Annotated in this window: 23 protein-coding genes and 1 pseudogene; 14 read left to right on the top strand and 10 right to left on the bottom strand. The window is 67.5% G+C overall.

The genetic code is table 11. The features are described 5' to 3' along the window. Nucleotides 1–31: 31 nt before the first annotated feature. The 6 genes and pseudogenes from hflK to ACHMXA_RS15885 all read left to right on the top strand — a co-directional run bounded on the left by hflK (nt 32) and on the right by ACHMXA_RS15885 (nt 5781). Nucleotides 32–1390, top strand: a complete 1359-nt coding sequence (gene hflK / locus ACHMXA_RS15860) for an FtsH protease activity modulator HflK (protein ID WP_176667593.1) — start codon at nt 32–34, stop codon at nt 1388–1390. Between the two features lie 17 nt (nt 1391–1407). After that, nucleotides 1408–2307 carry a protease modulator HflC gene (gene hflC, locus ACHMXA_RS15865; RefSeq protein ID WP_176667594.1) on the top strand — a complete coding sequence of 300 codons (900 nt, stop codon included), beginning with the start codon at nt 1408–1410 and terminating at the stop codon, nt 2305–2307. Nucleotides 2308–2338: 31 nt separating this feature from the next. Next, nucleotides 2339–2527 carry a DUF2065 domain-containing protein gene (locus ACHMXA_RS15870; protein ID WP_176667595.1) on the top strand — a complete coding sequence of 63 codons (189 nt, stop codon included), beginning with the start codon at nt 2339–2341 and terminating at the stop codon, nt 2525–2527. 82 nt (nt 2528–2609) lie between these two features. Continuing rightward, nucleotides 2610–3771, top strand: a pseudogene (locus ACHMXA_RS15875) (ATP phosphoribosyltransferase regulatory subunit). Between the two features lie 23 nt (nt 3772–3794). Then, a complete protein-coding gene (locus tag ACHMXA_RS15880; protein WP_176667597.1) occupies nt 3795–5126 on the top strand; it encodes an adenylosuccinate synthase in 1332 nt (443 codons plus the stop codon). 130 nt (nt 5127–5256) lie between these two features. Beyond that, on the top strand, nt 5257–5781 hold the full coding sequence (locus ACHMXA_RS15885; protein WP_126018851.1) for a phosphoribosyltransferase: 525 nt from the start codon (nt 5257–5259) through the stop codon (nt 5779–5781). A 21-nt stretch (nt 5782–5802) separates the two neighbouring features. Here ACHMXA_RS15885 and ACHMXA_RS15890 read toward each other — a convergent pair whose 3' ends face one another. Together ACHMXA_RS15890 and ACHMXA_RS15895 are read right to left on the bottom strand one after the other, a co-directional pair. Next, nucleotides 5803–6252, bottom strand: coding sequence for a VOC family protein (locus ACHMXA_RS15890; RefSeq protein WP_176667598.1), 450 nt, complete (start codon nt 6250–6252; stop codon nt 5803–5805). Between the two features lie 96 nt (nt 6253–6348). After that, nucleotides 6349–7197, bottom strand: coding sequence for an AraC family transcriptional regulator (locus ACHMXA_RS15895; protein WP_176667599.1), 849 nt, complete (start codon nt 7195–7197; stop codon nt 6349–6351). Between the two features lie 109 nt (nt 7198–7306). Here ACHMXA_RS15895 and ACHMXA_RS15900 point away from each other — a divergent pair, with 109 nt between their 5' ends. From ACHMXA_RS15900 to ACHMXA_RS15910, 3 genes are all read left to right on the top strand, one after another. Beyond that, nucleotides 7307–8500: a PLP-dependent transferase gene (locus ACHMXA_RS15900; protein WP_176667600.1), complete on the top strand. Its 1194-nt coding sequence runs from the start codon at nt 7307–7309 to the stop codon at nt 8498–8500. Nucleotides 8501–8615: 115 nt separating this feature from the next. Beyond that, a complete protein-coding gene (locus tag ACHMXA_RS15905; protein ID WP_176667601.1) occupies nt 8616–8819 on the top strand; it encodes a hypothetical protein in 204 nt (67 codons plus the stop codon). Nucleotides 8820–8912: 93 nt separating this feature from the next. Then, a protein-coding gene (locus tag ACHMXA_RS15910; protein ID WP_371132323.1) for an IS3 family transposase occupies nt 8913–10279 on the top strand; the annotation gives its coding sequence in 2 pieces (ribosomal slippage) (nt 8913–9393 and nt 9393–10279; 1368 coding nt in all). A gap of 60 nt (nt 10280–10339) precedes the next feature. Here ACHMXA_RS15910 and ACHMXA_RS15915 read toward each other — a convergent pair. Beyond that, nucleotides 10340–10990 (bottom strand): arylesterase, encoded by a 651-nt coding sequence (locus ACHMXA_RS15915; RefSeq protein WP_395315760.1) that lies wholly within the window; start codon nt 10988–10990, stop codon nt 10340–10342. Nucleotides 10991–11026: 36 nt separating this feature from the next. Between ACHMXA_RS15915 and ACHMXA_RS15920 the strand changes: the two genes are divergently transcribed. From ACHMXA_RS15920 to rlmB, 4 genes are read left to right on the top strand one after another with little or no spacing between them, the layout of a single operon-like run. Next, nucleotides 11027–11737, top strand: a complete 711-nt coding sequence (locus tag ACHMXA_RS15920) for an ABC transporter ATP-binding protein (protein ID WP_176668919.1) — start codon at nt 11027–11029, stop codon at nt 11735–11737. Between the two features lie 58 nt (nt 11738–11795). Further along, on the top strand, nt 11796–12290 hold the full coding sequence (locus tag ACHMXA_RS15925; protein ID WP_176668918.1) for a hypothetical protein: 495 nt from the start codon (nt 11796–11798) through the stop codon (nt 12288–12290). A 4-nt stretch (nt 12291–12294) separates the two neighbouring features. Continuing rightward, nucleotides 12295–13278 carry a hypothetical protein gene (locus ACHMXA_RS15930; protein ID WP_176668917.1) on the top strand — a complete coding sequence of 328 codons (984 nt, stop codon included), beginning with the start codon at nt 12295–12297 and terminating at the stop codon, nt 13276–13278. Nucleotides 13279–13327: 49 nt separating this feature from the next. Continuing rightward, the gene (rlmB, locus tag ACHMXA_RS15935; RefSeq protein ID WP_176668916.1) at nt 13328–14074 is read left to right on the top strand and encodes a 23S rRNA (guanosine(2251)-2'-O)-methyltransferase RlmB; all 747 of its coding nucleotides are present in this window, start codon (nt 13328–13330) and stop codon (nt 14072–14074) included. Here the strand turns inward: rlmB and ACHMXA_RS15940 are convergent, their stop codons facing one another. From ACHMXA_RS15940 to ACHMXA_RS15950, 3 genes are all read right to left on the bottom strand, one after another. After that, entirely contained in the window at nt 14075–15187 is a 1113-nt protein-coding gene (locus ACHMXA_RS15940) for an NAD(P)/FAD-dependent oxidoreductase (protein WP_256099273.1), read from the bottom strand. Between the two features lie 185 nt (nt 15188–15372). Further along, complete coding sequence (locus ACHMXA_RS15945) at nt 15373–15543, bottom strand: hypothetical protein (protein WP_176668914.1); 171 nt, start codon at nt 15541–15543, stop codon at nt 15373–15375. 136 nt (nt 15544–15679) lie between these two features. Continuing rightward, nucleotides 15680–16270 (bottom strand): helix-turn-helix domain-containing protein, encoded by a 591-nt coding sequence (locus tag ACHMXA_RS15950; RefSeq protein ID WP_176668913.1) that lies wholly within the window; start codon nt 16268–16270, stop codon nt 15680–15682. Between the two features lie 63 nt (nt 16271–16333). Between ACHMXA_RS15950 and ACHMXA_RS15955 the strand changes: the two genes are divergently transcribed. After that, nucleotides 16334–16855, top strand: coding sequence for a GNAT family N-acetyltransferase (locus ACHMXA_RS15955; protein ID WP_176668912.1), 522 nt, complete (start codon nt 16334–16336; stop codon nt 16853–16855). Nucleotides 16856–16860: 5 nt separating this feature from the next. On the opposite strand, the gene ACHMXA_RS15960 is transcribed toward ACHMXA_RS15955, so the two are convergent. The 4 genes from ACHMXA_RS15960 to ACHMXA_RS15975 are packed head-to-tail and all read right to left on the bottom strand — an operon-like array spanning nt 16861 to nt 19516. Then, entirely contained in the window at nt 16861–17337 is a 477-nt protein-coding gene (locus ACHMXA_RS15960; RefSeq protein ID WP_176668911.1) for a DUF3237 domain-containing protein, read from the bottom strand. 4 nt (nt 17338–17341) lie between these two features. Further along, complete coding sequence (locus ACHMXA_RS15965) at nt 17342–18316, bottom strand: aldo/keto reductase (RefSeq protein ID WP_176668910.1); 975 nt, start codon at nt 18314–18316, stop codon at nt 17342–17344. A 34-nt stretch (nt 18317–18350) separates the two neighbouring features. Further along, entirely contained in the window at nt 18351–18950 is a 600-nt protein-coding gene (locus tag ACHMXA_RS15970) for a chromate transporter (RefSeq protein WP_176668909.1), read from the bottom strand. Beyond that, the gene (locus ACHMXA_RS15975; protein WP_176668908.1) at nt 18947–19516 is read right to left on the bottom strand and encodes a chromate transporter; all 570 of its coding nucleotides are present in this window, start codon (nt 19514–19516) and stop codon (nt 18947–18949) included. Before ACHMXA_RS15975 ends, ACHMXA_RS15970 begins: the two co-directional genes overlap by 4 nt. Nucleotides 19517–19527 lie beyond the last annotated feature (11 nt).

Here is a 19527-nt window from a genome sequence, read left to right on the forward strand (position 1 = left end):
TTCAAAGCCAGCGCGGAGAGGGTTTCTGGGCATGTTCAACCTGAACGACGGCCGATGGGGGCGTGGCGACGAGCCGTCCTCCAATGGCGACCGCCCGGCCGGCAACCGGCCCCCCGATGCCAATCCCCCCGGCGCTCCCACGCCTCCGCCCTCGGGCAACAACAACAACGACAACCGTCCCCGCGGACAGGGCCCCAACCAAGGCCCTCCCGACCTCGACGAGCTCTGGCGCGACCTCAATCGCAAGCTCGGCGGCTTCTTCGGCGGCAAGGGCGGCGGCAATCGCCCCAATGGCGGCGGTGGCGGCAACGGCTACAAACCCGACATGAAGAACGCGGGCTTCGGCATCGGCCTGGTGGTCGCGGTGGCCGTGCTGATCTGGCTTGGCACCGGCTTCTTCATCGTGAACGAAGGCCAGCAGGCCGTCATCACCCAGTTCGGCAAGTACAAGAGCACCGTGGGCGCGGGCTTCAACTGGCGCCTGCCGTACCCCATCCAGCGCCACGAAGTCGTGGTGACCACGCAGATCCGTTCCGCCGACGTGGGCCGCGACGCCATCGTGCGTTCCACCGGCCTGCGCGAGTCGGCCATGCTGACGGAAGACGAGAACATAGTCGAGATCAAGTTCGCCGTGCAGTACCGCCTGAGCGACCCGCGCGCCTGGCTCTACGAGAGCAAGTCGCCTGCCGACACCGTCGTGCAGGTGGCCGAGACCTCCGTGCGCGAGGTGGTCGGCAAGATGAAGATGGACGCGGCGCTCGCCGAGGAACGCGACCAGATCGCCCCGCGCGTTCGTGCGCTGATGCAGACCATCCTCGACCGCTACAAGATCGGCGTCGAAGTCGTCGGCATCAACCTGCAGCAGGGCGGCGTGCGTCCGCCCGAGCAGGTGCAGGCCGCCTTCGACGACGTGCTCAAGGCCGGCCAGGAACGCGAGCGCACCAAGAACGATGCGCAGGCCTACGCCAACAACGTGGTGCCCCTGGCCACCGGTACGGCCTCGCGGCTGAAGGAAGAATCCGAGGCCTACAAGGCGCGGATCGTGGCGCAGGCACAGGGTGATGCAGGCCGCTTCAGCGCGGTGCTGTCCGAATACCAGAAGGCCCCGCAGGTGACGCGCGACCGCATGTACACCGACGCCATGCAGCAAATCTACGCCAGCACGACGAAGGTGCTGGTCGACAGCAAGCAGGGTTCGAACCTGCTGTACCTGCCGCTCGACAAGCTCATGCAGCTCAGCGGCAGCGGCAATGCCGCCACGCCGGTCGATGCGGCCAGCCCCAGTGTCGCCGGCACCGCGCCGGCGCAGTCCTCGGTGATCCCGGTGGCCCCCGCCACGACCGACGTGCGCGGCCGCGATGGCCGCTCGCGTGACCGCGACGTGCGTTGAGAAAGGCCCGCAAGAACATGAACAGAATCGGATTCATCGCCACCTCGATCCTCGTGCTGCTCGTGCTGGCAAGCTCGACCCTCTTCGTGGTCGACCAACGCCAGTTCGGCGTGGTGTACGCACTCGGCCAGATCAAGCAGGTCATCACCGAGCCCGGCCTCAACTTCAAGTTGCCGCCGCCGTTCCAGAACGTGTCGTACATCGACAAGCGCCTGCTGACGCTCTCCAGCGTGGACACCGAGCCGATGCTCACGGCAGAGAAGCAGCGCGTGGTGATCGACTGGTACGTGCGCTGGCGCATCAGCGACCCGCAGGCCTACATCCGCAACGTCGGCCTCGACGAGAACGCCGGCGCGATGCAGCTCAACCGCGTGGTTCGCAACGCGTTCCAGGAAAACATCAACAAGCGCACGGTGCGCGACCTGATCTCTGTGCGCCGCGAAGCCCTGATGGCCGACGTGCAGCGCGAGGTGCTCTCGGTGGTGAAGGGCGCCAAGCCCTGGGGCGTGGACGTGGTCGACGTGCGCATCACCCGCGTCGACTACGTGGAAGCCATCACCGAATCGGTCTACCGCCGCATGGAGGCCGAGCGCAAGCGCGTGGCCAACGAGCTGCGTTCCACTGGTACGGCCGAGGGCGAGAAGATCCGCGCTGACGCCGACCGCCAGCGCGAGGTGATCGTGGCGAACGCCTACCGCGATGCCCAGAAGATCAAGGGCGAGGGCGATGCCCAGGCCGCAGCCGCCTACAGCGAGGCCTTCGGCCGCGACCCGCAGTTCGCGCAGTTCTATCGCAGCCTCGAGGCCTACAAGCAGAGCTTCAACAAGAAGAGCGACGTGATGGTGCTCGACCCGTCGTCGGACTTCTTCCGGGCCATGCATGGCTCGGGCTCGGCCACCAGCGCACCTCGCCGTTGATTACCTTCGGCCGCAGCCGTCCTCAGGAGCCGTGAGCGCCGACACTTTCTGGAGCGCGCTCGCGCTCGTCCTGGTGATCGAAGGCATCCTGCCTTTCGTGTCGCCGGGAGGGTGGCGGCGCGGCTTCGGGCAGCTGATGCAGCTGCGCGACGGCCAGCTGCGCTTCTTCGGGCTCTGCAGCATCCTGATCGGTCTGGTCCTGCTCTGGATACTGGGCTAGGCAGCCCCGTCGATCGATGCCCGCGCGGGACCCGGCGTCCGTAGCCGGTAGAATCCCGTTTTAACCACGGCTCCCGATCCCCATGTCCGCCTGGGTCCTCCCGGATCACATTGCCGATGTGCTGCCCTCCGAGGCGCGCCACATCGAAGAACTTCGACGCCAGCTGCTCGATACCGCCCGTGGCTACGGCTACGAGCTGGTGATGCCGCCGCTGCTCGAGCATCTCGAAGTCGCTGCTCTCCGGTACCGGCGAGGCGCTCGATCTCCAGACCTTCAAGCTCGTCGACCAGCTTTCCGGCCGCAGCATGGGCCTTCGCGCCGACACCACCCCCCAGGTGGCGCGCATCGATGCCCACCTGCTGAACCGCGACGGCGTGGCCCGCCTGTGTTACTGCGGCCCGGTGCTCCACACCCGGCCCGACCGACCGCACGCCACCCGCGAGCCCCTGCAGTTCGGCGCCGAGATCTACGGCCACGCCGGCCTCGAGGCCGACACCGAAACCCTGCTGCTGGCACTCGACTGCCTCGATGCCGCCGGCCTGCGCGAGGGCGTGATCGTCGACCTGGCCGATGCCCGCATCGTGCGTGCGCTGTTCGCCGGCGTGCCGGTCGACGGCGCCACGCTGGCGCGGGTGCACGCGGCGCTGGCCGCCAAGGACGCGAGCGAGCTCGAATCGCTCACCAAAGACTTTCCCGCCGCTTCGCGCGACGGCCTGCGCGCGCTGATCCAGCTGTACGGCGACGTGTCGGTGCTCGACGAGGCCGCCGAGGCCCTGAAGGGCACGCCGGCAGTCGGCGCGGCGCTGGCTGACCTGAAGCTGCTCGCCGCGGGCCTGCAGGGCGTGGCCGGGCGCCAGATCAGCTTCGACCTGGCCGACCTGCGCGGCTATGCGTACTACAGCGGCATGCGCTTCGGCATCTACGTGCCCGGCGCGGCCGATTCGCTGGTGCGGGGCGGCCGCTACGACGAGGTGGGGGCCGTGTTCGGCCGCAACCGCCCGGCCGTCGGCTTCAGCCTCGACGTGCGCGAGCTGGTCGGCGTGCTGCCGGCCCGTCCGCTGCGCGCCGCCATCCGCGCGCCCTGGAGCGATGCGGCCGGCCTGCGTCAGGCCATTGCCCAATTGCGCAAGGCCGGCGAAACGGTAGTCTGCGTGCTGCCGGGCCATGGCAGCGAAATCGATGAATTCCACTGCGACCGCGAGCTCGTCGAGCAGGCCGGCCAGTGGAGTGTCCGTGCGATCTGATTTTTTGAAGTAATGGAACGAGCATGAGCGTAACCACCGGAAGAAACGTGGTCGTCGTCGGCACCCAGTGGGGCGACGAGGGCAAGGGCAAGCTGGTCGACTGGCTGACGGAGAGCGCCCAGGGCGTGGTCCGTTTCCAGGGCGGCCACAACGCGGGCCACACGCTGGTCATCAACGGGGTGAAGACCGCGTTGCACCTGATCCCGAGCGGCATCATGCGCCCCGGCGTCAAGTGCTACATCGGCAACGGCGTGGTGCTGTCGGCTGCCAAGCTGTTCGAGGAGATCGAAGGGCTGGAGAAGGCCGGCGTCGAGGTGCGTTCGCGCCTGCGCATCAGCGAGGCCTGCCCGCTGATCCTGCCGTTCCACGCCGCGCTGGACATCGCGCGCGAGGCCTACCGCGAAAAGGGCGGCATCGAGAAGATCGGCACCACCGGCCGCGGCATCGGCCCGGCCTATGAAGACAAGATCGCCCGCCGCGCGCTGCGCGTGCAGGACCTGAAGCACCCCGAGCGCTTCGCTGCCAAGCTGCGCGTGCTGCTCGAACTGCACAACCACGTGCTGACGCAGGTGCTGGGCGCGCCCGCCATCGACTTCGACCAGGTCTTCGACGAGGCGATGAAGCACGCCGAGCTGCTCAAGCCCATGATGGCCGACGTCTCGCGCGAACTGAACGACGCCAACCGCGACGGCGCCAACCTGCTGTTCGAAGGCGCGCAGGGCACGCTGCTGGACGTCGACCACGGCACCTACCCGTACGTCACCTCCAGCAACTGCGTGGCCGGCAACGCCGCCGCAGGTTCGGGCGTGGGCCCGGGCATGCTGCACTACATCCTGGGCATCACCAAGGCCTACTGCACCCGCGTGGGCGGCGGTCCGTTCCCCACCGAGCTCGACTGGGCCACGCCCGGCACCCCCGGCTACCACATGAGCACCGTGGGCGCCGAAAAGGGCGTGACCACCGGCCGCAGCCGCCGTTGCGGCTGGTTCGACGCCGCGCTGCTCAAGCGCTCGGCGCAGGTCAACGGCCTGTCGGGCCTGTGCATCACCAAGCTCGACGTGCTGGACGGCCTGGAGAAGCTGGAGCTGTGCACCGGCTACGAACTCGATGGCGAAACCACCGACATCCTGCCCATGGGCGCGGACGAGATCGAGCGCTGCACGCCGATCTACGAAACGCTGGAAGGCTGGAGCGAAAGCACCGTGGGCGTCACGCAGTACGACAAGCTGCCGATCAATGCGCGCCTCTATCTGCAACGCATCGAGCAGGTCACGGGCGTGCCGATCCACATGGTCTCGACCAGCCCCGACCGCGACCACACGATCATGATGCGCCACCCCTACCTGGCCGACTGATCAGGCCAACCTCCGAGGCTTGCCCACTTCGTGTGGCCGCCAACCCCCTTGCAGGGGGCAACACCAGCGGCCCGGCAAAGCCGGTTCCGCGGTGTTCCCAAAGAAGAGACATTGAAGGAAGACCCACGCTATGTTGACTGAAGACGGCAAGCATCTCTACGTCAGCTACGACGAGTACCACAACCTGATCGAGAAGCTCGCGATCAAGGTGCACCAGTCGGGCTGGCAGTTCGACACCATCCTGTGCCTGGCGCGCGGCGGCATGCGCCCCGGCGACGTGCTCTCGCGCATCTTCGACAAGCCGCTGGCGATCATGTCGACCAGCTCGTACCGCGCCGATGCAGGCACGGTGCAGGGCCACCTCGACATCGCCCGCTACATCACCACGCCCAAGGGCGAGATCGCGGGCAAGGTGCTGCTGGTGGACGACCTGGCCGACTCCGGCCACACGCTGCACGCGGTGATGGACATGCTGCGCAACAACTACAAGCCGATCACCGAGCTGCGCAGCGCCGTGATCTGGACTAAGGCGCTGTCGACCTTCACGCCAGACTACTCGGTCGAGTACCTCGCCACCAACCCCTGGATCCATCAGCCCTTCGAGGGCTACGACTCGCTCGGCGCCGAGAAGCTGATCGAGAAGTGGTCGGTCTGATCCGGCAAGGCCGGCGCCTAGTCACCCGGCGTCGGTGAACATGGCGGTGTAACGCCGCTGCATTTCCTGCGGCGTCAGCTTCTCGATGCTGTGCCCCACGTTCCAGCGATGGCCGAACGGGTCATGGAAGACGCCGGAGCGTTCCCCATAGAACTGGTCCTGCGGCGCCATGTCCAGCGTGGCGCCCGCGGCGACCGCGCGCGCCACCACCGCGTCGGCATCGTCCACATGCAGGTGCAGCGTGACCGAGGTATTGCCCAGCGTCTTCGCGCTGAGGATGCCGAATTCGGCGAATTCCTCCGAGATCATCAGGATCGCGCCGTTGTGGAAGTCCAGTTCCGCGTGGCCGATGCGCCCGCTCGGCTCGGTCAGGCGGAAGATCTCCTTCACCTCGAAGACCTTGCAGTAGAACTCGATGGCTGCCTTGGCGTCGTGGACGCAGAGGTACGGAAACAGTTCGTGGATGGCCATGGCTTGTTATCCCTTCGGGTTGAGATGGGCGCGATTCTGGAACTCGGGGCGCCTCGGGTCTTGAACGAATTTGACCTTGCCGGCGTGCGGGGGCGCTCAGACCCGCACGTGCCGTGACGAGTCGGGCGCCGCTCGCCGGTAGGCCTGGGGCGACATGCCCGCGATCGCGAGGAATTCGCGATTGAAGTGGGCCTGGTCGCTGTAGCCTGCCTCCAGCGCCAGATCGACCCAGGGCCGGCCTGGATCCATCACGAACTGCCCCAGCACGCGATCGAAGCGCAGCATGCGAGCGTACTGCTTGGGCGCCAGCCCGGTCATGCCGCGAAACAGCGCGATGAAGCGCCGGTGGCTGTAGCCGCTTTGCTTCACGAGCTGGCCGATGGCGCCGGCCTGCCCGTCGTCGTTGTTGGCGCTCGCGCCGGACATGCGGGCCAACGCCTGTGCCACCGCGGGATGCAGGCCATGCATCGCAGACGAGGCAAGGCGCGTTTCGAGCAGCGCAACGACGATGGCAAGCTGCCGTTGCAGTGAATCGGTGCCGTGCAGCTGTTCGAGCGCGAAGTTCGCGTCCGCGCCCCAGAGCGCTTCTAGCGGGGTATGCCGCTCGGCCAGAGCATCCTCGGGAGCGCCGAGCAGGGCCCGGGCCGCCCCCGGCTGCAGCATGATGCCGACCGAGCGCGTCGTCACCGACACGTCGCGCACGAAGAAGGCCGAGCGGGTTCCGCCCACCATCGCGTAGCCCACCGTGAATCCCTGTGCGTCGGAGTCATCGCGGAAGAGGCGCAACGACGGCCCCGAAAGCCTGAAGACCAGGTGCATGCCCCCGGTGGGCAGCACATGCTCGCGCGCGCCCGGTCGCTCGTCGGGCGTGCCGTCGGGCGACGAGGCCCACATCAGCCGCACGAAGGGCCGCAAGTGGGGAGGGGCAAGGCGCGTCAGCTGCACTGTCTCGGGCTTCTTCCATGAAACGGGATGAAGGGGAGGGCCGGTCCGCGCATTGTGCGACGGAAGCTCCGTGCAAGGCCCCGTATGCGGGTCGCGCTAGCATGCACCCATGAGCAAGCCTTCCACGAACCTGATCCACCACCCCTACGTCCCGCCCGCAACCTTCTCCGCGCCGCAACCCGGCGTGTTCAAGGCGTCGACCGTGTTCTTCGCCGACGTGGCCGCCATGCGCGCGCGCGACTGGCGCACAAAGGCCGGCTACACCTACGGCCTGCACGGAACGCCCACCACCTTCACGCTGGAGGAGCGCCTGGCCACGCTCGAAGGCGGCACCGAATGCCTGCTCGTGCCAAGCGGGCTCGCGGCCATTTCGCTGGTGTCGTTCGCCTTCCTGAAGGCCGGCGACGAGGTGCTGATCCCCGACAACGCCTACGGCCCGAACAAGGCGCTGGCCACCGGCGAGCTGGCGAATTTCGGCATCACCCATCGGCTGTACGACGCGATGAACCCGGCCGACCTCGCGGCCAAGCTGTCGGATCGCACGCGCCTGGTGTGGGTGGAGGCAGCCGGCTCGGTGACCATGGAGTTCCCCGACCTTCCGGCCCTGGTGAACATCTGCCGCGCGCGTGGCGTGATGACCGCGCTCGACAACACCTGGGGCGCGGGCCTCGCCTTCGCTCCCTTCGATTTCAACGGCAGCGGGCAGGGCGTCGACATCTCCGTGCACGCGCTCACCAAGTACCCCAGCGGCGGCGGCGACGTGCTCATGGGCAGCGTGACCACGCGAGACGAGCGCCTGCACCGCGCGCTGAAGCTCACCCACATGCGCATGGGTTTCGGCATCGGCGTGGGCGACGTCGAAACGCTGCTGCGTTCGCTGCCCAGCATCGCACTGCGCTACGCCGCGCACGACCGCGCGGCGCGCGAACTGGCCGGCTGGCTCAACGGCTGCGAGGAGATCGCGCAAGTTCTGCATCCCGCGCTCGAGGATTCGCCGGGCCATGTCCACTGGCGCGACCTCTGCGGCGAAACCAACCTGGCCGCCGGACTGTTCTCGGTGGTGTTCGACGAGCGCTACAGCACCGACCAGGTCGACCGCTTCTGCGACAGCCTGAAGCTGTTCCGCCTCGGCTATTCGTGGGGCGGGCCGATCAGCCTCGTCGTGCCCTACGACATCGGCCTGATGCGCGACGCCAGCGTGGCGCGCTGGCCCTACAAGGGCACGCTCGTGCGTTTTTCCATCGGCCTCGAAGACGTGGAAGACCTGCGCGCCGACCTCCAGCAGGCCCTGGCACGGATGTAAGAAATCGCATCCGGTCGCCTTGGGCGTGTCATGGGGTACCTCCTCGAGACTGCGGCGTTATCGCTTACAGTAGGCCACGGCAGTCAGCCCGACTGCCTTGCCTCAAGGAGAAGCAGTGGCAACACCCAATTACGGCTACGAAAAGCGACAGAAAGAGCTGGCCAAGAAGAAGAAGAAGGAAGACAAGCTTCGCGAGAAGGCAAACCGCAAGCTCAATCCGAGCAGCGACGGGCTGGCTCCCGGAGATCCCGAAACCGACGTCGCCTCGCTCGAGCGCGATCCGCCCACGGTGCCGGAGTTGCCTACCAAGAACGGCTGATCCGCTTCAGGCTCGCCGATCCATCAAGAAAGCCGCCGCAGGTGAACTGCACCCCAAAAGTTGGACACCGATCCAATCCTTGGGGTGTTTTTCATGGCGAAGTACGACGAGAAGTTCAAGCTGGCGGTAGTGCAAGACTACGAGGCAGGCAACCAAAGCTACGTGGCGGTGGCGCAGCGCCACGACCTGGATCACGGGACGGTCAGGAAGTGGGTGGAGAGCTACCGGCAGCATGGATCGCAGGGGCTGCTGTGCAAGAAGCGCGTCCGCTACAACGCACAGTTCAAGCTGATGGTGTTGCAGCGCATGCGGCACGAAGAGTTGTCAGCTCGCCAGGCGGTTGTGCTGTTCGACATCCGCGGCGGAACAGGGGTCATCAGCGCATGGCAGCGGCGCTACCATGAAGGCGGTCTCGATGCATTGAAGCCGAAAACCCGAGAGATGAAGACTCCCAAGCCCAAGCCACCCCAGCTACAGCCGCCGCAGGCCGACGATGCGCACGACCTGGAGACGCTGCGCAAGGAGAACGAATACCTGCGCGCGGAGGTGGCGTATCTAAAAAAATTGGAGGCCTTGGTTCGGGCCAGGCGGCAAGCTGCGCGGACAAAGCGCAAGCCGTCATCGAGCTGAGGCCGCATTACCCGTTGCCAATGCTGCTGAAGACGGCGGGGCTGTCGCGCAGCACGTTCTACTACCAGGCGAAGGTCTTGGAGGCAGGCGACAAGTACGCCAGCCTGAAGTCACACATCCGGGCCATCTACGAGCGCCACAAGGGCTGCTACGGCTATCGACGCATCACCGCCGAGCTTTGCCGGGCAGGCCGGGCGGTCAATCACAAGACGGTGCAGCGTCTGATGCAGGGCCTGGGCCTGAAATCGCTGGTTCGTCCCAAGAAGTACCGCGCCTATCGAGGAGCAGTCGCTTACGCGCCGGCGCCGAATCTTCTTGATCGCCAGTTCCAGGCCGAGCGGCCGAACGAGAAATGGGTGACTGACGTGACTGAGTTCAATGTCGATGGCAGCAAGCTGTACCTGTCGCCCGTCATGGACCTGTACAACGGGGAGATCGTGGCCTACGAGATGCAAAGGCGCCCTGTCTTCCCGCTGGTTGGCAACATGCTCAAGAAGGCGCTGTCCAAGCTGGCAGGCCAGGCAGCAGCCCCGCTGCTGCACTCCGACCAGGGCTGGCATTACCAGATGCCCGCCTATCGGCGCCAACTCAGCACCTGGGGCTTGACCCAAAGCATGTCACGCAGGGGCAACTGCCTGGACAACGCTGCGATGGAGAGCTTCTTCGCCACGCTGAAAGCCGAGTTCTTCTACCTCAACGAGTTCGCCAGTGTCGAAGAGCTCCAGCGCGGCCTGCACCGCTACATTCACTACTACAACCACCACCGCATCAAGCTCAAACTCAAAGGCCTGAGCCCAGTACAGTACCGAACTCAGGCCTTGTGCCATTAGCTTCTAACTGTCCAACTTCTTGGGGTCAGTTCACAGGCCCGTGCCTGCGGCGGCTTTTTTTCATTGCTTGGGCAGCAGCTTGCGCAGTTCGGGCCAGACGTTGTCGAGCAGCCGCGGCTGCGCGGCCGCCGTCGGGTGGATGCGGTCGGCCTGGAACAGCGAGAGCGCATCGGGCGCGTCGGCCACGCCCTTGAGCAGGAACGGCACGAGGCCGGACCTGGTCGCCTCGGCCACCTTGGAGAAAACCGCCTCGAAGCGCCGCGTGTAGTCGCCGCCGTAGTTGGGCGGCACCTGGATGCCGACGATCAGCACCTTCGCGCCCGCTGTCTGGGCCGCCCTGGTGATCTGCATCAGGTTGCTCTCGGTGTCCGCGAGCGGCAGGCCGCGCAGGGCGTCGTTGGCGCCGAGTTCGAGCACCACGAGGCTGGGCTTGTGCTGCGTGAGCAGCGGCGCGAAGCGGGCGCGGCCGCCGGAGCTGGTGTCGCCGCTGATGCTGGCGTTGACCACCGTGGCCGCGACCTTCTGCTGCGCAAGCCTTTTTTCGAGCAAGGGTACCCAGCCTTCGCCGCGCTTGAGGCCGTACTCTGCGCTCAGCGAATCGCCGAGCACCAGGATCACCGGCTTGCCCGAAGACGAAGAAGTCTGAGCCTGTGCCTGGGCTTGCGCCGCGGTCGTCCATAGCCCCGCGCTGCCGAGCGCGGTGGTGGTCAAGATAAAGTCACGTCGATTCAAAACCAGAGCCTTTCCATGTCCCAACCCCCGTCTGATGCCATTGTCGCCGTCGAGCATGTGTTCAAGTCCGTCACCGATTCGACAGGTACGCTGGACATTCTGCAGGACATCGATTTCACCCTCGGCGCGCGGGAAACCGCCGCCATCGTCGGCGCCTCGGGCTCGGGCAAGAGCACGCTGCTGTCGATCATTGCCGGGCTGGATACGCCCACGCGCGGCACGGTGAAGCTCGCGGGGCAGGACATCTTCGCCATCGACGAGGACGAGCGCGCCGCCGTCCGCGCTCAGCGCGTGGGTTTCGTTTTCCAGAGTTTCCAGCTGCTGGGCAACCTGAGCGCTCTCGAGAACGTGATGCTCCCGCTGGAGCTGGCCAACCGCAAGGACGCCCGCAAGGCCGCGACCGAAATGCTCGGCCGCGTCGGCCTCGGCCAGCGCCTGGGCCACTACCCGAAGGTGCTCTCCGGCGGCGAACAGCAGCGCGTGGCGCTGGCCCGCGCCTTCGTCGTCCAGCCGGCGCTGCTGCTGGCCGACGAGCCCACGGGCAGCCTCGACTTCGCCACCGGCGAGCAGGTCATGCAGCTGATGTTCGACCTGAACCGCGAGCTGGGCACCACGCTCGTGCTCGTCACCCACGACCGCGGCATCGCGGCGCGCTGCGAACGACGTATCACCATCGAGGCCGGGCGCGTCGCCCTTAATGAAAAAGTGGCTCTGGCGCCCGCCTGACAAGCGCAATAAGCTATGAAACATAAATAAGGCGCCCGCCACTTTCGAGGAGATATTCATGGAGGAGCTTCCGCCCGACGCCGTCCTGGCGCTGCAGCGCGGCAGGATGATCGAGGCCATCAAGATCGTGCGCAGCCGCACGGGCGTGGACCTCAAGTCGGCCAAGGAAGCTGTGGACCGGTATGCCGACCGGCTCGAAAGGGGAGAGGACGACAACGGCGGCGGCCGCGGCGTCCCCACCGCGGCCATGCAGGACCGCGGTTTCGCGTCGATGCCGTCCATCGCGCTCGCGGCCCTGGCGCAGGGCAACAAGATCGAGGCCATCCGCCTCACGCGCGAAGCCACCGGACTGAGCCTGTCGGCCGCCAAGCGGCTGGTCGACAACCATGACGACCCCGCGCTCGGCAGCTTCGGCCCGCTCACCCAGCACATGCCCCGGCGCCCGATGGTCGAGCCCGGTCGCGTGCAGGGCGCCGGCTACAAGTGGCTGCCGGTCCTGATCATCCTGCTCGCGGCGGTCATGGTCTGGCTGCTGTTCGGCGGAAAGGTCTGAGACGATGATCGTTCCCCAGTTCTGGGCCGAAGGCCGCGTCCAGGAGCGCGTGGCCGGCAAGCAGATCACCGTGCGCCGTTTCGGCTGGTCCGACGAGAGCCCGGTTGCCGCGCAGGCGCACGCCGACCAGCGCACGCGGGAGGCCTTCGACCGCATCGCCCACAAGGGCGAGCAGCTCGAACGCCGCGAGCGCAAGATGCCCTACAACGGCGCCGAGGGCGTGCCGATCCGCGAGGAAATCGTCGAGCGCCAGGGCGACGCCGTCATCACCCGCAACACCTACGGCGCGCGCTGCCTCAACACGCCCGACGTGCTGTTCGTCGACATCGATTTCGAGGAGCCCCTGCGCGGCAGCGTGTTCGGCTTCGCGCTGGTGCCGGCGCTGATCGCAGGCGTGGTCGGCGGCTGGGCCGCCAGGACCTGGCTGGGCGGGCTGATCGCGGGCATCGTGGTCTTCGCCGTGGCCTGGGTCATCGGCCAGCGCAAGAAGCGCGGCGAGCACAGCGGCAACCCCGCGCCCGAGAAGCGAGCCGCGGAGCGCATCGCGCGCTTCATGCAGCAGCATCCCGACTGGCACCTGCGCATCTACCGCACGCCGGCAGGCTTTCGCCTGCTGGCGATGCACGACGTCTTCAACGCGGCCGATGCCGCAGTGGCCGAGTGCTTCCAGGCACTGGGCGTCGACAAGGTCTACGCGCGCATGTGCCGCAACCAGAACTGCTTTCGCGCCCGCGTGAGCGCCAAGCCCTGGCGCATCGGCATCGGCGACCACATGCGGCCCCGGCCCGGCGTGTGGCCGGTCTCGCCCGACAAGCTGCCCGCACGCGATGCCTGGATCGCGCGCTATGAAAAGGCCGCCCAGGGTCACGCGGCCTGCCAGTACCTGGAGAGCGTGGGCAACGCCGCGAAGGTTCATCCGAGCGCGCTGGCGGTGCAGGAGCTGCACGACGAGCGCACCCGCGCGCTCAGCGGCCTGCCGATCGCCTGAGCGAAAGGGGCTGGGCGGCCGGCCCCGAGGGGGCGGGGATAATCGACGGATGTCTTCCCCCAAAGTGATCTTCGGCTTCCATGCCGTGGGCGTGCGCCTCAAGACCGCGCCCAAGTCGGTGCTCGAGGTGCTGTTCGACGCCAGCCGTCGCGATGCGCGCATGAAACAGTTCCTCGCGCGCGCGCAGGAAACCGGCGTGCGGCTCATCGAGGCCGACGGCGCCCGGCTTTCCAAGCTCAGCGGCAGCCACGGCCACCAGGGCGTGGTGGCGCGCGTCGAGCCCGTGGCCCAGGTCCGTTCCCTCGACGAACTGCTCGAAGGCCTCGAAGAGGCCGGCACCGTGCCGCTGCTGCTGGTGCTCGACGGCGTGACCGATCCGCACAACCTCGGTGCTTGCCTGCGCGTGGCCGACGGTGCGGGCGCGCACGCGGTCATCGCCCCCAAGGACCACGCGGCGGGCATCAACGCCACCGTCGCCAAGGTGGCGAGCGGCGCGGCCGAGACGGTGCCGTACTTCATGGTCACCAATCTCGCGCGCACGTTGAATGAACTCAAGGAGCGCAACATCTGGTGCGTGGGCACCAGCGACGACGCGCCGGGCACCATCTACCAGAGCGACTTCAAGCGCCCGCTGGCGCTGGTGCTGGGGGCGGAGGGCGAGGGCATGCGGCAGCTCACGCGAAAGACCTGCGACGAGCTGGTGAGCATCCCGATGGCCGGCGCGGTCGAGAGCCTGAATGTCTCGGTGGCCAGCGGCGTGTGCCTCTACGAGGCGATGCGGCAGCGCAGCGCCTAGCTAGCCTCTCGGCAGCGATCCACCCTTGCGGTGGAAGTAGACGAGTTCCGCCATGCGCCGCATCGGCGGCGTGCCCAGCAGGCGATTGAACATCCAGTCGTTCTGGAAATGGTCGAAGGCCCAGCGTAGCGCGCGCTTGAGCCTGAAGCGGGGATAGCCGCGCACGAACCACGTGGCCGGGTCGCCGGCCTCGCCGCGGACGAATCGCGCCACGGCCTCGCCCGCGCCCTGGCCGTGCAGAAGAGCCGTGTGGATGCCGCCGGCGGTCACCGGCGAAACCATGCCCGCTGCATCGCCCACCAGCAGCGCCCGTTCGCGTGCCACCACCGGCAGCACGCCGCCGCAGGGGATCATGCCCGCACGCACCGCGACGGGCGGCGCATCGCCGGGTGTGACCACCGGGGCTATCTTGCGCAGCAACGGCTCGAGCCTCAGCGCGCCCGCGTCGTCGTGCACCATGCGCCGCGCCAGCCCGATCTGGCTCACGCCCACGCCCTCGAGCGCCCAGCCGATATAGCCGGGCGCGAGCTTGCGGTCGATGAAGCAGTGCAGGAGATCGGGTGCCATCCTTGCGCCCTGGTATTCGTGCTCCACGCCGTACAGAAAGCGCGTGTTGCGCGACAGGCCCAGCGCCTTGGCGACGCGCGAATGCGGACCGTCGGCGCCCACGAGGTAGGTGGCGGTGATGCACGGGCCGTGCGTCAGCGGCACTTCCCAGCGGCCGTCGAGCCACAGCGCCTGCTCGAAGAGCATGCCCAGCCGCACGTCGACGCCGCAGGCGCGTGCCGAATCCACCATCCAGTCGAGCAGGGCGGGCGCGTCGGTGGCCCAGAACCAGTAGCCGGGCGCGTGCAGGTCCACGTGATGCATGTCGGGGGCATAGAGCCTCACGCCCTCGATGCGGCGCACCAGTGCGGGCGGCACTTCGGCCAGCCAGGGAACGCTGTCGACCGCGTCCTTGACGATGATGCCGGTGGTGTGCAGCTTGGCGCCGGCGGCGGTCTTCTTCTCCAGCACCATCACGCTGAGGCCCGCAAGCGCCGCGGCGCGGGCGCAGGCAAGGCCCGCGAAGCTGGCACCGACGACGAGCAGGTCGACCTTGATATGGCCCATGCCGTTGCCGGCAGCAGAGGCCGGCGCGGGCGCCGCCGAAGATGCGGAGGGAAGAAGCGGGGAAAAGAAGGTTGGAGAAGATGTATGCATGGGGCCGCTGACTTGAAGCAACGCGCACCGCCTGTCGCGATGCGCGCTGCGAAGTTAGCGACCCTCTGTGCGGGCGGCGTGAAGCCCGCGTGAACTCAGGAGGGGTCCTTGCCGCGCGTGCGGCCCACCGCGCTGAAGATGCCGATACCCAGCAGGATCACCGCACCGATGCCGATGTAGAGCGTGGGCACGCCCGCCACCGATGCGCCCCAGGCAATGCCGCCCAGGAAAATCAGGAAACCGATCATGTAGAGCACGAAAGACATCGTCGTTCCTCCGGAAGTCTGAATGCCTTGCAGTATTGCGGGCGGCGCCGCCAGCAGCACCGGTGCGCGCCGGATGTGCATGTGGGAGCTTGCCTACCCGCCGGGTACGACGGGGTACGACGTTTTCGCGCGCTGCCTACTCCGGGCTTGCCACCAGCAGGTAGCGGCAGGCGCCGCGCCCCAGCGCCTTGAAGACCAGGGGCCGGTCGACGCCGAAGTCGAGACAGTCGCCCGGCGCGAGTTCGAAACGCTCGTCTCCGTAGTCCACCCGCAGCTCGCCTTCGAGCATCCAGAGGCATTGCCGATACGGCTTGCCGCTCCAGCGCGGGTAATCGACCTGCGCCTCGCGCGGCAGTTCGATTTCGACCATCTCGACGCCGCTGCCCGCGTGGCGCTCGGCGACCTGGCGCCGCAGGTAGCCGGCCTGCGGGTCGCGCCAGACCTCCTGCTCGGCGTGCTTGCGCAGTCGCTTCGGCTGCAATTTCTCCTCGGTCAGCAGCTGCGCCAGCGGCACGCCGAGCCCGGCTGCCAGCTTTCCCAGCAGCACGGCCGTGGGGCTGCTCTGGGCGCGCTCCACCTTGGAAATCATGGCCTTGCTCACGCCAGAGCGCTCGGCCAGCTCCGCGAGGCTCAGGCCCTGCGCCTGCCGCAACGCCAGCAGCTGGGTGGCGATGAGCATGTCGATGTTCTGGCTCGAAACGTCGGCAGGAGATGAATCGTTTCTCATATGAGATTATTATTCTCCTATATTGAACGAAATTTCGACGAAACCCGAACGAGGAACTGCACCATGCGTCTCATCTCCTGCACGGAAGAAGCCCACTCGGCCGCGATCCTGGCCATCCTGAACGAGGCCATCGTCACCTCCACCGCGCTGTACGACTACAAGCCGCGCACCGCCGAGAACATGGCCACTTGGTTCGCCACCAAGCGCGCCAACGGCTTCCCGGTGATCGGCGCAGAGGACGAAAACGGCAAGCTGCTGGGCTTCGCGAGCTACGGCACATTCCGCGCCTTTCCCGCCTACAAGTACACGGTGGAGCACTCGGTCTACGTCGACAGCGCACACCGCGGCGAGGGCCTGGGCCGCACGCTGATGGAAGCGATCGTCGAGGAGGCCGTGAAGCGCGACGTGCACGTGATGGTCGGCGCCATCGACGCGGCCAACGCCGGCAGCATCGCGCTGCACGAGCGCCTGGGGTTCGAGCACTCGGGCACGGTGCGACAGGCGGGCTTCAAGTTCGGGCGCTGGCTGGACGTGGCCTTCTACCAGCGCATCCTTGCCACGCCGTTGAACCCGGTCGACGGATAGGCCGGTCAGTTCAGCGCGAAGAAGCGCATCACCACCTCGGCCGGATGTCGCATGCCGGCCCCGGTGAACATGCGCTCGTTGATCCACTTCAGCGACGCCGATGCGGTCTCGAAGCGCGGGCTGCAGCGGAAGTACACCTGCGAGGGATCGACCGGCTCGCCACGCAGCAGCCTGGCCATCACCTCGGGCGAGGCGCTGCGCATCGCGCTGTTGTGCACGTAGATCAGGTCGCCCGCGTCGGTCTCGAGGCCGTAGCGCGCATCGAGCTCGGAGAGCGTGTCGCTCACGATCAGCTGGAAGTCGCTGCCGCCCGGCAGCACGCGCGCGCGCCAGCCGTGGCCGATGGCCTCGCCGCTGAGGATCGGCACCACGCGGCGCAGCCCGCGCGGACTGCTGCCCAGCACCTGCGGCACGCCGACCTGGATGCGCAGGTCGGCGAAGTGCTCCAGCGTAGGGGCGGCGATGGCGTCGAAGGTGCCCATCGGATCAGGCTGCGGGCTTCGCCGTCTCGGCGCTGGCGCGGTTCAGCATCTCGATGGTGCCCGCGTCCAGCTTCAGCTGGGTGGCGACCACGAGCTCCTCGAGCTGCGCGATGGAGGTCGCGCTGGCGATCGGTGCCGTCACGCCGGGGCGCGCGATCTGCCATGCGATGGCGACCTGGCCCGGCTTGGCGTTGTACTGCTGGGCCACCTTGTCGAGCGCATCGAGGATGCGCAGGCCGCGCTCGTTGAGGTACTTCTTGGTGGTGTTGGCGCCGCGCGGGCTCTTGGCGGCATCGGCCTCGGTGCGGTACTTGCCCGTGAGGAAGCCGGCGGCCAGCGCGTAGAAGTTGATCACGCCCACTTCGCGCTTGATGCACAGCGGCTCCAGCGCGTCTTCGAACACCGCGCGGTCGTAGAGGTTGTACAGCGGCTGCAGGCTCTCGTAGCGGGCGATGCCCAGGCGCTCCGACACGTCGAGCGCCTCGGCCAGGCGCGGCGCGGTGTAGTTCGATGCGCCGATCGCGCGCACCTTGCCTTCCTTGATCAGCTTGTCGAAGGCGCCCAGCGTTTCTTCCAGCGGGGTGTTGGCATCGTCGTCATGCGACTGGTAGAGGTCGATGTAGTCCGTCTGCAGGCGCTTGAGCGAGGCCTCCACGGCTTCGCGGATGTACTTGGGCGCGAGGCCCACCTTGCCTTCGCCCATCGGCTTGCCGACCTTGGTGGCCAGCACCACGCGGTTGCGCTTGCCGCTTTGCTTGAGCCACTTGCCGATGATGGTCTCCGACTCGCCGCCGGTGTGGCCCGGCACCCATGCCGAATACACGTCGGCGGTGTCGACGAAGTTGAAGCCCGCATCCAGCCAGGCATCGAGCAGCTTGAACGAGGCCGCCTCGTCGACGGTCCAGCCGAACACGTTGCCGCCGAAGGCGAGCGGGGAAACCTGAAGGCCGGAGCGGCCGAGCGGGCGAAGTTGCGACATGTCGATGTGTTCCTGTTGAAGAGGATGGAAAAGATCAGACGAAGCCCACGGCGCCCAGCACCGCGCCGGCGCCGAGCAGCCAGAGCAGGTGGATGCGCGTGCGCCAGACGATAAGCGCGGCGGCGCCGGTCAGCAGCCACAGGTGCCACGCGGGCGCATCGCCGGCATGGTTTCCCGCCGCCAGCACCCAGCCGGTGGCGATCAGCAGGCCCACCACCACGGGCGCCATGCCCTGCTTGAAGGCTCGGACCTCGCGGCGCGTGCGGTTGCGGTGGCCCCAGCGGGTGGCGAAGTAGGTGAGGGTGGTGCTCGGCAGCATGATGCCCAGCATCGTGACCAGCAGTCCGAAGAGGCCCAGCACCCAGGCGTGCGGCCCGGCGCCGATGCCGCCGCCCGCGTTGAGCCCCACGTTCCAGCCCATCAGCGCCACGAACAGCACGTTGGGCCCGGGGGCGGCCTGCGCGATGGCGACCGAGGAGCTGAACTGCGCGTCGGTGAGCCAGCCGTGCTGCGTGACCAGGTACCGGTGCATGTCGGGCACCGTGGTGATGGCGCCGCTGATCGACAGGAGCGACAGCAGCATGTACTGGCCGAAGAGGGCCAGCCAGTCGTGCCATTGCATGGCGATGGTCATGGGGCGATCCTCTTCCAGGTCCAGACGCAGGCCACGCCGCCGACCACCAGCAGCACCCAGCCCAGCGGAATCTTCAGCACCGCGATGGCCGCGAACACCAGCGCCATGATGACCAGGCAGGTCGCGAAGCCCAGGGGGTGCTTGCGCAGCTGGGGCACCAGCTTGACGCCCGTGGCGGCGATGAGCCCGCCCGACACCGCCCCCATGCCCCGCAGCGCGGCCGCCACCTGCGGATTGCCGGCGTAGTGCGCGTACAGCACGGCCAGCGCGAGGATCACGACCAGCGGGATGGTCAGCATGCCCGCCACCGCCGCCAGCGCGCCGCGCAGGCCGAAGTAGCGGTCGCCGATCATCAGCGCGAGGTTGATCACGTTGGGCCCCGGCATCACCTGCGCCACGGCCCAGTCTTCCAGGAACTGCTCGGGCGTGAGCCATTTCTTCTTCTCGACCATCTCGCGCTGGACGATGGCGAGGACTCCGCCGAAGCCCTGCAGCGCGAGCCAGGTGAACGAAACAAAAAGGTCGCGCGGCGACTGGGGATGGGCTGCGGGGGGAGACGGTTGCATGTCGAGCGATT

It is taken from the genome of Variovorax sp. UC74_104 (assembly GCF_044055375.1).
Classification (GTDB): Bacteria; Pseudomonadota; Gammaproteobacteria; order Burkholderiales; family Burkholderiaceae_C; genus Variovorax.